A 13,365-nucleotide genomic window follows, 5' to 3' on the forward strand; every position below is an offset into this window, starting at 1 on the left:
ATTACCGTTCATGGTGTAAATGCGGCACCAGTGGCAGTGGATGATGCTGCCGATGTTCAGGAGAATGGTGTATTGAATGGCGCTAGCCTGTTGGACAACGATAGTGATCCGGATGGTGATGAGCTGGTAATTAACATGATTCCTATTGTTAATACCCAGCATGGTCACTTGGAAATTCATTCCGATGGCACGTATACCTATACGCCAAATGAAGGTTATTATGGGACAGATAGCTTTGTTTATGAAGTGTGTGATACGGGTGAACCTCAGCAGTGCAATCAGGCATCGGTTACAATAACAGTATTGGAAGGAGCAAACGAACACGTGCTTCTTGAAGGCTTCTCACCCAACGGCGATGGGGTAAATGATACCTATGTAATTGAATGGTTGCACAAATACAACAAAGTGAAGGTGGAGTTCTTTAATCGCTGGGGGAACGTGGTATACCGTAAGGATAAGTATGCAAACGACTGGAATGGCGTTTCTAATGTTGGTTTTACGATTGGAGATGACTTACCGGTTGGAACCTACTATTACATTATTACCATTGATGATACTGGTGAAAAAATGCAGGGGTATATTTATTTGAACCGATAGTTTAACAGTAAGAAATTGAAAATTTAACGAAATGAAGCGATCAATTAAAAATATACTAGTTGTTTTAAGTACTTTCCTCTTGCTGTTAATTTCTGCTAACACAAGTGCGCAGCAGGAACCTCTTTATACGCAGTACATGTTCAATACCGTATCTGTAAATCCTGCATATGCGGGCACACGTAATGCCATGAATTTGCTTTTGCTTTCGCGCATGCAATGGACTGGTATGGCAGGTGCCCCACGTACCTACGATTTCACGATGCATACGCCATTAAACAACTATAAGATGGGACTTGGATTATCGGTAGTTTCCGATAACCATGGCCCGGTAAATAACTATTACATCAATGTGAATTATGCTTACCGTGTTCAATTGAGTGATGAACTGACTCTTTCGATGGGCATCAAAGGTGGTATTTATAATTACTATGTCAACCTCAGTAGCCTCAACGTTGGTGCTGATGCCGATAATGCCTTTATGAGTGATGTAGAGCAACGTTTTCAGCCCAATGCAGGGCTGGGGCTCTATCTCTATACCGATAAATACTACATCGGGGCTTCGGTTCCAAAGCTAATTAAGACGGAGCTGAGTGGTGACCAGTCAACTTATGGAGCATTGAGCGATTTAAAACAGCATTTTTTTCTGATGGGAGGATATATATTCGATGTAAATGAGCACCTAAAATTTAAGCCTTCTTTGATAACAAAGATGGTTAGTGGTGCTCCGCCATCAATGGACGTGACGGCTCAGTTTTTGATCAAGGAGACCTATTGGCTGGGAGCCACTTATCGGGTTGGCGATGCTGTAGCGCTTATTGGTAATATCAAGTTGAGCCGGCAGTTAATGGTGGGCTACTCCTATGATTTTACCGTATCAGAACTCAATAACTACAACAATGGTAGTCACGAGATTATTTTGAGTTATGATTTTGATGGGTTCCTGAAAAATAAAGTGAAGTCACCAAGGTATTTCTAGTTAAATCCAGAATTCTGAAAATGATGAAGATACGAACAGTGTTATACATAATCAGCATGTTGATGCTGACTACAGGCGCGCAGTCGCAGACCTATAAAAATTCTCTGGATAGCCTGATTAATGAGTTTCGGGTGGGGCAGGCAGAAAAAGCCTACCAAAATCTGGCTTATACAAAAGCAATCAGGCGTTTCGAACCCATCTATCAAAAAGGATATCTCGCAGATTCGATTAAAGGACAATTGGCACAGGCCTATCTAAAAATCAATAAGCCGCTGGAGGCCGAACAGGTTTATGCTTCCATTGCCGATGCGCACCTCACCGGCGACGATTTGTTTTTTTATGCGCAGGCCTTAAAGTACAACGGTAAATATGCCCAGGCAGATGACTTTATGGCTAAATACCTTGTAGAAAATAAAAATGACTCACGGGCCGTGAAGCAAAATAATTCTTTGCCGGTGATTGAGACTATTTTAGCTAAAGAACGGTATCAAATTGAAGAGCTTGACTTTAACTCAAAGGAATCAGACTTCGGTGCTTTTGTATTGGATGATAAGGTGCTGTTTGCTTCGGCACGCGATATCGATGTTGTTATCCGGCGTGAGTATGCGTGGAAAGAAACACCGTATTTGAATATTTTTTCGGCAAACATTAAGGGCAAAAAACATGGTTCAGCCGAATTATTCTCAACCAACTTAAAGTCCATGTATCACGATGGGCCTGTTTGTGCCAATGCAGATGGCACTGAATTGTACATTACCCGCAATACTTTCAATAGCTTGCTGGGTAAAAAGGGCGTGGGCGGAACAAATCATCTGAAGTTAATGGTATGCACCCGGCAAATGGATGGCAGCTGGAGCAAGCCTGTTGATTTGCCATTTAATCAGGAAAACTCTTCTAGCGGACATGCTTTTTTAGATAAAGATGGGCAGCGAATATATTTTGCATCCGATCGTGAAGGTGGCTATGGAGCTTCTGATATCTGGTATGCAGATCGTACCGAAACCGGATGGGCAGAGCCTGTCAATTTAGGCGCTGATGTTAATACAGAAGGGGACGAGATGTTTCCGTTTATTGATGGCGAGGGTAAACTCTATTTTTCATCCAATGGGCATTTAGGATTAGGTGGTCTCGACCTGTTTGTGGCTGTGCTGTGTAATGGAACATATATGGTGCAAAACATGGGATATCCCATCAATTCTGCAAAAGATGACTTTAGTCTGTACCTCGAAGAAGATAGCCCCAGCGGCTACTTTGCCTCCAACCGGGAAGGTGGAAAAGGGGATGATGATATCTACCGGTTCACCATACTTAATGCCGTTAGTTTTGAGAAGCAGTTCAGAAGCAGACTGTTGGATAAGTATACGCAGCAGGTTATTGCTAACACGCCTATTCTGATTAAGGATAGTCAAGGTGAAGTGCTTGATACCCTGGTATCGGATACAAATGGGATGATTGAAACCCGATTGCCACTTGAAACCACAGAGCTGGCTTTAGCTGTTGAGGCGTCTGAGTATCATCCTTATCAGGAGTTGGTAGATGTTTCAGAGGTGATAACCGAGCATCAGATGGAGCTGATTCCTCTTCCGGTATATGGTATCTATGGCTGTGTTTACTTATTGCCTGATATGCTTCCCATACCCGAGGTAACTGTTGTGGTTCAGTCCGCTAATGGTGTAAGTAAGGAGGTGATTAGTAGTGAGCAGGGTGTGTTTAAAGCCAGATTAGAGCCTGATACCAACTATGATTTGGTGTTCACTAAAAAAGCTCACTTTACCAAACGTATGCCGTATTCTACGCTTGGCATTGATACGGGTTATGTGAATGTAAATGAGTTTTTGGAACTTGAAATGCAAAAGGCGGAGATTGGTAAGAGTATTGAAATTGAAATACTTTATGATTTGGGGAAATGGCACATACGCCAGGATGCGGCAACCGAGCTCGATGATATGATTGAATTCCTGAATGATAACCCCAGCATTAAAATAGAACTGGGTTCTCATACCGATGCGCGAGGTTCACGCAGCTCAAATCAGCTATTGTCACAGCGGCGCGCCGAATCGGCCGTGCAGTATATGCTTGATAGGGGCATTGATCCAACGCGCATAAAGGCTAAAGGCTATGGCGAAACGCGCCTGAAGAACCGCTGTGCAGATGGTGTGCCCTGCAGTGAAGCTGAGCATCAGGCCAACCGGCGTTCTGAAGTGACGATTATTGAGATGTAGAGATTAATATTCAGAAGCAATAAAAAAGCGCCCGGGCATTTAGGTAGTGCCCGGACTTGTTTTTTAGAAAGGCAGACGGTCGGGGTTATCGCCCGACATAGGTTTTAGTCATGTTATCAGGCACACAAATAATATAATCTGCTTTGTTCAGGTAGTCTTCATCCAGGTGATCAATTTGAGACTGCGAAACCGTTGTAATTGTTTTAACAGTGAGTTGGGGACGGTAAATGGCCAGATACTTTCTGATACCACCGTCATCATCGGAATGAAAACTACCATTGTAATGGATAAAGAGTTGGCCCTGTGTGTGGTTTTGGGTGATAAACCACGCCATAGTAGCATCTTTAATTGCCTGTGCCTTGGCAATGGATAAGGCACTTTTACCCATCATGCCCATGTTTCCCATCTTTTGTATCAGCACCGAATCAGGGTCAAAGGCAATTGGCAGTGGCGCCATATATCGCTTTGCTTCATCACTTAAATCATTCAGTTTGTCAATGCCCCGTTTGTGAACCAAAGCAGCGTATCGTCGGGGAATATTACTGGCAACAAACTGTATTGCGGAGTCCTTGGCAAAGCGAATGAGTGGCTCATAATCGGTAGGGTAGTTAGGCCACAGCCGGCATTCGGCTTCAAACTTTTCTTTCGAAATTAATCCTTGTAAATACTCGTCTATGATGAGTTGATTATCTGATTCAAACATTTCGGCTCCCATGGTTATTTGGCCATCTTGAGCATTGTAAAGTGCTTTTGTTACTTCCACCTGGAGCCAGTGTGCTATGGGGTTATTGTGGTATTCGCCAAACAGCATGATATCTGCTCCGGCCAGATCTTTTAGCATTTTTTTATAGGATACCTGTTTGCCATTTGCTCCGTAGAGCTGGTAGGCTGGCTTGTGGGGTTTAAACGAGCTGAATAGCAAGGCTGAAATACAAAGCAAGAATAGAACAGTCTGTTTCATGGATTGTTGGGTTTAATGAGCAATACTTGTTGCCTAACAATTAACCAGTAAACAAAGTTTGAGAAAGGATGTTGTGGGACTGCCTAAAGGAAGAGTCGTTCAATTTTTTGGTCGATGCCTTCTGGCCGTTCACTCAAGCGGTTTTCCGTCAGGTTGACCTCTGAAAATTGCCTGTTCTTAATTTTGTCGAATGGAAAATCAGATAGCTGGTTGTTGTTCAGGTAGATGTTTCTGAGCCGAACAGCCTTCAGCAGGTGCATGCATCCTTCGGTAATCTGGTTATCGGTTAGGTCAATCAGCTGCAGGTTAGTGAGTGAGGCAATAACCGAAGGTACAGCTGTGAATTGATTCTGCCCCAGATAAAGTTTCTCCAGTTGCCCCAGGGAGGCCATGGATTGAGGCAGAGCATGGAGCCCGTTAAGGCGAGCATCGAGGTAATTTAGCGCCTTCAGATGCTTGATCTCGGCAGGGAGCTTATCGAGCTTGTTTTCGCGTATATCAAGATAGGTGAGGTGTTGGAGCTGAAAAAGCTCTTCGGGCAATTGCTTTAACCGGCAACGGAACAGACTTAGGTGCGTAACATGCTGCTGTTCGTTTACAACATAACCTTTGGTAATCCAGGTAATGGCTTTCACTTGTTTTATCGGTCGTTGCAGCTGCTTGTTGAGTTGCTCTATGATAGCTAGGTCATGCATATGGGCCAGTATTTACGCGAAGGTAATAAAGAGTTTTAAAAGCTCGTATGCTGCGATTAATAAATGGCTGCGATCGTTAGTGTTTGCTTGTTAAATGAAATAGTGTCGTGTACCTGATGGCCTTTTAGAGCCTGACCGATTGGGGACGCCAATGATACTGCCAGGTAGGTTGTTTTGTTGATCACCACTTTTCCTAAGGGCACCGATAGAAAATAGAACCCATTATTGGCTTGTACGATGCTGCCAAACTCCACTTTGTTTTTGATTGCATGTACGTCAATCTGCTGCAGGTCTCTTTTTAGGCGCAACACATGATTTAATTGGGCTCTCTTATTGTTCAGTTCAATTTGCATCATCTCCCGGCCGGTTTCAAACTTATCTCCGGCACTGCTCTTGGTATCATTTTGCATCGACTCTAAAACATCATCAATTGCCAGTAGAAGGGCGCTTTCCTTTTGCTCAACGAGCTGGTTAAGCGCTGCTACCAGCTCTGCTTTAAGCGTTTGTTTACTCATGGTAACGGTTGGTTAAGCTATGAAATAATGAGGTCGTATCCGAAAATAGCTCATCGGCTCCTGCATCGCGTAATACGCTGTCGTTCAGTTTTCCTGTGTTCACAGCAATCGTGTATAGCCCGACTGCTTTGGCTGCTTCCACTCCCAGAGGTGCATTTTCAATAACCACACAAGCTTCTTTTTTGAGGGTACTGCGCTCCCACGCTTTGAGATAGGGTTCGGGGTGGGGCTTACCATTGGTCACATCGGCCCCACTAATGATGTGGCTCGCTTCAATACCAAAATGCTCTTTTAGTTTATCAACCAGTAACGGCTGTCTCGAACCGGTTACCACAAACACCTTGATGTTTTGCTTTTTTAAGAATTTAATTAACTCCTGCATTTTCGGCAAAACGGGAGCTTTAGGTTGCTTGCCCATCAAGCGGGTTTTAAGGGCATATACCTCTTTCTCTTCCTCTGCTGTTGGCGGGCGGTGCAGGTATTTTTCAAAGGCAATTCGAATGGTTGAATAGCCCGTGCGTCCTTCGTTCAAATAGGCTTCTTCCGGCAAAAAGTCAATTCCATATTCTTTAAGACTATGTATCCAGGTATATTCGTGGTTGCGCATGGAGTCATACAGTACACCATCCATGTCAAAAAAGATTGCACCTATTTCTTTTAAATGGTCCATTAAATAAAATTTGTAGCCAAAGTAACATGTTTTACAAATGGATTCATAGAATAGAGCACATAAATAACGATTGACTTCCCAGCTACTTTGAGCGAAGGCATCATGAAAGTCGGTCTTCTGGGATCAGGTGATGAGGCGCTTTGATATAATTTAGGCTATTATCAGAAGAACAGAAGAGTGGAGGAGCGGGGGTGCAATGGTTTCATATTTTTGGTGTAAGAAAGAACGAAGCGCTTGCTGCTTGACGTAATTATAAAAATTTGTCCTTTATAGGCCGTATTTTTTTATTTATTTTGCAGTAATTTTTGCCTTATGACCATTACAATTGATAGTATATTAAAGACGAAACTACCCGATTTGTTATTGGGAGCCATCGTTGCTCAGGTAGGGGTAACAGAGTCAAGTTCGGAACTGCTAGCTTTGTTAGATAACGAGGTTTGTGAGTTGGAAAAGCAGCATACGCCGCAAACCATTCGTGAGTTGTCTACTGTAAAAGCCAATAAAAATGCTTACAGGCTGCTTGGAAAGGACCCCAACCGATACCGGCCGGCTGCAGAAGCCTTACTGCGACGAGTAGCAAATGGTAAAGGGCTTTATCATATCTATAATGTAGTGGATATCCTTAACTTGATTTCTGTTAAAACCGGATTTTCTATCTGTGGGTACGATTACGATCAAATAAATGGTGACGTGAGTATGGGTATTGGGGCCAAAGATGAACCTTATGAAGGCATTGGTCGTGGGCTGCTTAATATTGAAAACTTGCCTGTTTTCAGAGATGCTGCAGGTGCCTTTGGGAACCCAACTAGTGATTCAACACGCACCATGGTGACCGAAAAGACCGTAAGGTTTATGATGGTGATTATCGGTTTTGAAGGGAAAGCGGTTCTTAATAAGGCATTGGATGAAACCGTAGCCTTACTAAAGCAGTATGCTCAAGGTGAAGAACTGGAGCGATTGATAGTTGAATAAAACAGATGGTTGGATGCAGCAGACTTTTTGGCAGAAGAAATTGTGTTCTCCCATAGCCAGTGGCTTTTAGCACCCAAGCACTGTTTTATTATTTTGAATTTTTGGTATACATCAACGGTAAAAATGTGGGGTATAGTATAGCTGGTTTGTAGCAGATAAAATCTGCTTCCAGGCTACTAAAGTCATATTAGTTCAATGTTTGACCGCTGCCAAGTTTAAAATATAGGTCTTGTTTTAGACCGTTGATTAGAATTAATAACCCGGCTGAAAGAGCTAATTAAAAGTTAGCCATCAGCAGTGAGCTTGAAACGATACATGGTAAAAGTTTGTGCAATAGCCTCCGGAAGTAATGGTAATTGCTATTATATAGGAACAGAGACAGAAGCAGTATTAGTCGATGCCGGCATTTCGCGTCGTCAGATTATGAAACGAATGAAAGAACTGCGACTGGATATTTCCAGGGTGAAGGCCGTTTTTATCTCTCACGAGCATTCCGACCACATTCGGGGCTTGCGTGTTTTATGCGACATGCATGGCATTGATGCGTATCTCACAAAGGAGACACTGAACAAGGCCCATCGCAATTATCACCCCCAAACAGCACATGTGTTTAAGGCTGGTGATACTGTTCAAGCAGGAGCTTTTAAGGTACATGCATTTGCTAAACAGCATGATGCGGTGGATCCTTGTAGTTTTCGTATCGAAGTGGAAGGCATGAGTATAGGGGTAATGACCGACATTGGCGCGGCTTGCCAAAATGTAAAAGCACACTTGCAGCAATGTGATGTTGTGTTTTTGGAAAGTAATTATGATGAGCAACTTTTGGAGGATGGGCCTTATCCTTACTACCTGAAGCAGCGAGTTAAATCGGATCACGGACACCTCAGTAACCGACAAGCTGTTGAACTGGTTGAGCAACTGTCGGGTACTTCTTTGTCAACAATTTTCCTGTCACATATTTCGGCTGATAATAACCGGGTTGAACTGGCTCAGAAAGCATTTGAGCATCTCAACGAACGTTATACCATATTACCAACTAACAGGTATGCGCCATCTGAGATAGTAAGTGTAGGCGAGGAGCAGCTCAGCCTTAACTTTTAATGTATAAACACACACATCTAATCGTATAATCAATACTTTATGAATTCATTAATTAGTGCAGATCAGCATTTTATTGTATTAACCCTGGTGGTGGCAGCGGCCGCTTTTGGCATTTGGGCGGAGCATAAAAAGTGGTTCGGCAAAGTGTCGGGCATCCTGGTGACCATGATTTCCATGTCGTTGCTGGCTATGGCCGGTATCGTACCGGTTGGTTCCGGTACCGCTGTTTCGGTACCTGTCTATGATATGGTATTTGATTATTTTATTCCTATTTCCATTCCACTCCTTTTATTGAGCTCTAACATTGTCAAGATTATTAAGGAGAGTGGCAAACTGCTGGTTGCTTTTGTGATTGGAGCTATTGGCGTGGTGATTGGCTGTTTTATTGCCTTTTTTATCATCGACTTGGGAGATGATGCCGGCAATACAGCCGGTGTGATAGCCGCTACGCTTGTTGGAGGAAGCATCAACTTTGTAGCTACCGGAGAGACTTTAAATTTCAGTACTAATCCCTATTTTTCGGCAACCATCGCGGTGGATAATTTCGCTGCTAATTTGTATGTGTTGTTTTTATTCCTGGTTCCTGCTTTGGCTTTTTTAAAGCGCTTCTGGAGTCCAACAATTGTGGAGAATACAGATGAAAGTACAGAACAGGGCGAGCAGGCTCCTGTCACCATGGAACGAATAGCTGTTGCATTGTTTCTGGCCATTGGCATTGCTGCATTAGGTGGCTGGCTTGCACCGTTTATTCAGCAGATAATTGGCACAGAGTTAAATTTGAGCATTTTGCTGATTACACTGTTGGCGTTATTGGTAGCTAACCTTTTTCCGGCACGTTTAAAGCCTTTGGAAAACACTTCTTTTAGCATTGGCTTGTGGATGATGTATGCATTTTTAGCGGTTATTGGTGCTTCAACAAATATCTATGAGGTGTTAAAGGTTGGGCCATCTCTGCTCTTGTTTTACCTGATTATTATGGTGTTTCATTTTCTCTTTCTTATGGCAACGGCCCGGTTATTCAAGCTTAATGTGTATGATGTTATTGTAGCTTCGGCAGCTAATATCATGGGGCCTTCGGTGGCAGCACCTATGGCTGCTTCATTGGGTCAAAAGCGTATGGTGACACCGGCTATTCTGGTGGGGATTTTAGGCTATGTAATTGGCACATTTATTGGCGTTAGCATTGCCATAGCGCTAACCTAGTCGACAAAGGATAGGTTTAACAGGTATTTCTGTCTGGAAAAAACCGCTTGGTAACGGTGTATTGTTGATGATTATTGAGGTTTGTTAGAGATGTAAAACTGATGTCAATTTTGGGAGTTCAAATTTCCAGATTTAGCAACCTTATCGGATGGGTTGAATTTTTACAGTTTGCCTGAATGATCAATCCTTTAGCAGGGCCAATTTCATCGAATTGTGTATATTTGACTCTGTACTTATGTTTCTTAAGGGAAGTCATGAGTACGCTCAAAAACCGATAAACTAAAATAATTACAATGAGTAGAAATGTAATGACAGCAATTGCTGTAGCGCTTTTAATGCAGCTGGGAGTTTCGTGCCATCAGCCAATTCCTGCCGATTTGTCCAAAGCCAACCTGATTCCTGTTCCGGTAGAGTTAACTGCCGATGGAAGTTCATTTCAGTTAACAGAGAAGGCTGAAATTTTTATTAATGAAGGAAATGGTGGGGTAAAGCTGGTAGCTCAGAGTCTGGCCAGTGAGTTAGTGCGAACCACTGGTATTCAGCTTGCTGTTACAGAAGTGGATCAGGCGCCCGCCAAAGGAATATACCTCCATCTAAATACCGACGAAAGCACAAAAAATAGTGAAGGGTATTCGTTAGCGATAGGCGAAAGAAAGGTTGAGTTAAGTGCGAATGCACCTGAAGGCTTGTTCAGAGGTGTACAAACACTGATTCAAAGTCTTGTTAAAGGTGGCGAAAACCAGACTATGTGGCTTATTCCTTCCGGAAAAATTATTGATTACCCGCAATATGCCTACCGTGGTATGATGCTGGATGTAGCCCGTCACTTTTTCTCGGTTGATGATGTGAAAAGAGTGATTGATTTAGCGGCTATGTATAAAATCAACGTTTTGCACCTGCATTTAACAGATGATCAGGGCTGGCGTATTGAAATCAAATCGTGGCCTAAGCTGACTACTGTGGGTGGAAGTACCCAAGTAGGCGGTGGCGAAGGTGGTTTTTACACACAGGAGCAATTCAAGGATATTGTTCGTTATGCCAGCGAGCGTTTTATAACCGTGGTGCCGGAGATTGATATGCCAGGGCATACCAATGCGGCTGTGGTGGCTTATCCTGAGTTAAATGGGAATAAGAAGAAAGCAGAATTGTATACCGGCACTAAAGTGGGGTTCAGTACATTGGCTACGCGTAAAGAAGTGACCTATCAGTTTGTGGATGATGTGATCCGTGAGATGGCGGCGCTGACTGAAGGTCCCTATTTGCACATCGGTGGCGATGAGTCACACGTAACTGAAGATGATGATTATGTGTACTTCATAAATCGCACCAAGGAAATTGTTAAGAAACATAATAAAACAATGATTGGGTGGGATGAAATCGCACATGCCGATGTCAATGCTGAAGACATTGTACAGTATTGGGCTAAGGATAAAAATGCCAGTTTAGGTGCTGAAAAAGGTGCTAAAGTGCTCTTATCGCCGTCGAAGCGGACCTATTTGGATATGAAATACGATTCGACTACGTACATCGGGTTGGCTTGGGCAGGTCTGATTGAAATGGATCAATCGTACAATTGGTACCCAGCTAAACTCATTGAAGGGATAGATAATGAACATATTCTGGGTATAGAATCACCACTTTGGACCGAAACAGTGGAAACGCTTGATGACATTGAATACCTCACATTTCCTCGTTTAATTGGTCACGCCGAAATCGGGTGGTCACCAGCCTCTCACTTAAATTGGGAAAGTTTCAAAAAGCGTTTGGCTCAGCACGGAAAGGTTTTAAAAGATTTAGAAGTCAACTTTTATCAGTCGCAACAAATACCGTGGGTAATGGACTAGTAAAGTGCCTAATAATATAAAAGTTGTTGACCAGTTCCAGAGTCTAGTAAAAGATGACGGGACTGGTCATTTTTTTGATGGTGCGAACCCTCCTCCAACCAATAGGCACGGCCATCAATTATTATTTCAAACCATTTTGGTTCACTTCATATGGGCAGCGTGTCAAATGTCATGTTCTTTTTCCGAGTATAGGGAGGTTTTAGGCAAACTTTCTCCTTTCAATTGCGTAATGCGATACTGAATTTGTTTTAAGCAAGGGACTGGGGCCATTGAGCAAGCCGATGGGCAGGCGTATTTACAAAGTATAGATATGAGGTAATCAACCTGTTGGATTGTTCAACTGGAGGTTGTACCTGCTGAGGAAAGTCATTAACCATTAAAATAAGTGTTAGGATTTTCACATGAATAAAATGTGTCACCGGTACTTGCTGTGTGTGAATTTTAACTATATAAGGAAGAAAGTTTTATGAGTGAGGTAATGATTGAAGTGATTAAAACGTTGGTAACACTACCTATAGCTGTTGTAATATTAAAGTTGATTTTCAAAAAATCAATCATGTTCCGCTTTAGTTTGATTACCGTTTTGTTTGTGATTTTTGTGACATTAACTACAACAGCCAAGTTTTTTGGTGGGGCTTATCTCACGTACATTGTGACTCCTGTTAATGTGCTTGTTGGGGTAGGCGTGTTTGTTTATATCAACAGGGTACTTCGCAAGCCACTTGAACGGGCTATCAATGAGCTTGAAAGCATGTCTAATGGTCAGCTTAACATTGATGTAAAGGAGCTTGATTCAAAGGATGAGCTGGGTGTATTAAATAATTCGCTCAAGAAACTGTCTGATAAGCTAAGGCAGGTGTTGCAGGATATTAACGGAGGAGCGGAATTGTTACTGCAGGCCAGTCATAAATTAAATGTTACCGCCGAAGAGTTGTCGTCTGGCTCAGCAGAGCAGGCTTCATCCTTGGAAGAAATCTCTACAACCATTGAAGAAATAGCTGGTAATGTGGCCAGCAATACCGATAATGCCAATCAAACCTCAAGTATCGCCAAAGAGTCATCGGTACGTATTCAAAATGTATCCGATGTGTCTGATGATAGCTATAGGGCTGTCAGCAATATTTCAGAAAAGGTAAGAGTAATTAATGAAATTGCCACGCAAACTAATATTTTAGCCTTAAATGCAGCGGTTGAAGCTGCACGGGCAGGGGATATGGGCAGAGGATTTGCCGTTGTGGCGGCTGAGGTGCGTAAACTGGCCGAAAACAGTAAGCTGGCAGCTGACGATATCACTCTGATGGCCGACTCGACTCGCCAACAGACAGAGAGGGCCAATTCACTGCTTCAGGAAATGATGCCACAAGTTGAAAAAACCGCGAATTTGGTGCAGAACATTGCAGCAGCCAGTTATGAGCAAAACAGCGGGGTAGACCAAGTGAACGGGGCTATACAACAACTCAATACCACCACTCAACAAAATGCCGCAGCGGCGGAAGAGCTGGCTGCTAATTCGGAGGAGCTGACGGGGCAGGCTGAAAGCCTAAAACAGTCTATCGCATTCTTTAAGTTTTAAACGGCTATTGTAATTTTGGGAATCTTCAGGTGAAAA

General features: G+C 43.0%; 12 protein-coding genes. 8 read left to right on the top strand and 4 right to left on the bottom strand.

From position 1 onward, the window contains the following. The 3 genes from ACSX1H_RS07355 to ACSX1H_RS07365 all read left to right on the top strand — a co-directional run. Positions 1 to 597, top strand: a 597-nt coding sequence (locus ACSX1H_RS07355; RefSeq protein ID WP_439183196.1) for a T9SS type B sorting domain-containing protein, incomplete at its 5' end; no start/stop codon positions are given. 31 nt (positions 598 to 628) lie between these two features. Then, positions 629 to 1,573: a PorP/SprF family type IX secretion system membrane protein gene (locus tag ACSX1H_RS07360; protein WP_439183197.1), complete on the top strand. Its 945-nt coding sequence runs from the start codon at positions 629 to 631 to the stop codon at positions 1,571 to 1,573. Between the two features lie 20 nt (positions 1,574 to 1,593). Then, on the top strand, positions 1,594 to 3,795 hold the full coding sequence (locus ACSX1H_RS07365) for an OmpA family protein (RefSeq protein ID WP_439183198.1): 2,202 nt from the start codon (positions 1,594 to 1,596) through the stop codon (positions 3,793 to 3,795). Positions 3,796 to 3,880: 85 nt separating this feature from the next. Here ACSX1H_RS07365 and ACSX1H_RS07370 read toward each other — a convergent pair whose 3' ends face one another. The 4 genes from ACSX1H_RS07370 to ACSX1H_RS07385 form a co-directional block, all read right to left on the bottom strand. Then, positions 3,881 to 4,756: a ChaN family lipoprotein gene (locus ACSX1H_RS07370; RefSeq protein WP_439183199.1), complete on the bottom strand. Its 876-nt coding sequence runs from the start codon at positions 4,754 to 4,756 to the stop codon at positions 3,881 to 3,883. Between the two features lie 83 nt (positions 4,757 to 4,839). Continuing rightward, positions 4,840 to 5,451 (bottom strand): leucine-rich repeat domain-containing protein, encoded by a 612-nt coding sequence (locus ACSX1H_RS07375; RefSeq protein ID WP_439183200.1) that lies wholly within the window; start codon positions 5,449 to 5,451, stop codon positions 4,840 to 4,842. 56 nt (positions 5,452 to 5,507) lie between these two features. Then, on the bottom strand, positions 5,508 to 5,966 hold the full coding sequence (locus ACSX1H_RS07380; protein ID WP_439183201.1) for a hypothetical protein: 459 nt from the start codon (positions 5,964 to 5,966) through the stop codon (positions 5,508 to 5,510). Next, positions 5,959 to 6,636 carry an HAD family hydrolase gene (locus ACSX1H_RS07385; protein ID WP_439183202.1) on the bottom strand — a complete coding sequence of 226 codons (678 nt, stop codon included), beginning with the start codon at positions 6,634 to 6,636 and terminating at the stop codon, positions 5,959 to 5,961. Before ACSX1H_RS07385 ends, ACSX1H_RS07380 begins: the two co-directional genes overlap by 8 nt. 312 nt (positions 6,637 to 6,948) lie before the next feature. On the opposite strand from ACSX1H_RS07385, the gene ACSX1H_RS07390 reads away from it, so the two are divergent. The 5 genes from ACSX1H_RS07390 (at position 6,949) to ACSX1H_RS07410 (ending at position 13,329) form a co-directional block, all read left to right on the top strand. Then, positions 6,949 to 7,608, top strand: a complete 660-nt coding sequence (locus ACSX1H_RS07390) for a B3/B4 domain-containing protein (RefSeq protein WP_439183203.1) — start codon at positions 6,949 to 6,951, stop codon at positions 7,606 to 7,608. A 297-nt stretch (positions 7,609 to 7,905) separates the two neighbouring features. After that, positions 7,906 to 8,709, top strand: a complete 804-nt coding sequence (locus ACSX1H_RS07395; RefSeq protein ID WP_439183204.1) for an MBL fold metallo-hydrolase — start codon at positions 7,906 to 7,908, stop codon at positions 8,707 to 8,709. Positions 8,710 to 8,748: 39 nt separating this feature from the next. Continuing rightward, positions 8,749 to 9,912 (top strand): DUF819 family protein, encoded by a 1,164-nt coding sequence (locus ACSX1H_RS07400; protein WP_439183205.1) that lies wholly within the window; start codon positions 8,749 to 8,751, stop codon positions 9,910 to 9,912. Positions 9,913 to 10,205: 293 nt separating this feature from the next. Continuing rightward, positions 10,206 to 11,756, top strand: coding sequence for a beta-N-acetylhexosaminidase (locus ACSX1H_RS07405; protein WP_439183206.1), 1,551 nt, complete (start codon positions 10,206 to 10,208; stop codon positions 11,754 to 11,756). Positions 11,757 to 12,222: 466 nt separating this feature from the next. After that, entirely contained in the window at positions 12,223 to 13,329 is a 1,107-nt protein-coding gene (locus ACSX1H_RS07410) for a methyl-accepting chemotaxis protein (protein ID WP_439183207.1), read from the top strand. The last annotated feature ends 36 nt before the right edge of the window (positions 13,330 to 13,365 follow it).

The sequence above is a fragment of the Carboxylicivirga taeanensis genome, assembly GCF_051851475.1.
GTDB classification, from domain to species: domain Bacteria; phylum Bacteroidota; class Bacteroidia; order Bacteroidales; family Marinilabiliaceae; genus Carboxylicivirga; species Carboxylicivirga taeanensis.

Coding starts and splice junctions, on each gene's coding strand:
- ACSX1H_RS07360 (WP_439183197.1), top strand. CDS start 629: ATGAAGCGATCAATTAAAAATATACTAGTTGTTTTAAGTACTTTCCTC.
- ACSX1H_RS07365 (WP_439183198.1), top strand. CDS start 1,594: ATGATGAAGATACGAACAGTGTTATACATAATCAGCATGTTGATGCTG.
- ACSX1H_RS07370 (WP_439183199.1), bottom strand. CDS start 4,756: ATGAAACAGACTGTTCTATTCTTGCTTTGTATTTCAGCCTTGCTATTC.
- ACSX1H_RS07375 (WP_439183200.1), bottom strand. CDS start 5,451: ATGCATGACCTAGCTATCATAGAGCAACTCAACAAGCAGCTGCAACGA.
- ACSX1H_RS07380 (WP_439183201.1), bottom strand. CDS start 5,966: ATGAGTAAACAAACGCTTAAAGCAGAGCTGGTAGCAGCGCTTAACCAG.
- ACSX1H_RS07385 (WP_439183202.1), bottom strand. CDS start 6,636: ATGGACCATTTAAAAGAAATAGGTGCAATCTTTTTTGACATGGATGGT.
- ACSX1H_RS07390 (WP_439183203.1), top strand. CDS start 6,949: ATGACCATTACAATTGATAGTATATTAAAGACGAAACTACCCGATTTG.
- ACSX1H_RS07400 (WP_439183205.1), top strand. CDS start 8,749: ATGAATTCATTAATTAGTGCAGATCAGCATTTTATTGTATTAACCCTG.
- ACSX1H_RS07405 (WP_439183206.1), top strand. CDS start 10,206: ATGAGTAGAAATGTAATGACAGCAATTGCTGTAGCGCTTTTAATGCAG.
- ACSX1H_RS07410 (WP_439183207.1), top strand. CDS start 12,223: ATGAGTGAGGTAATGATTGAAGTGATTAAAACGTTGGTAACACTACCT.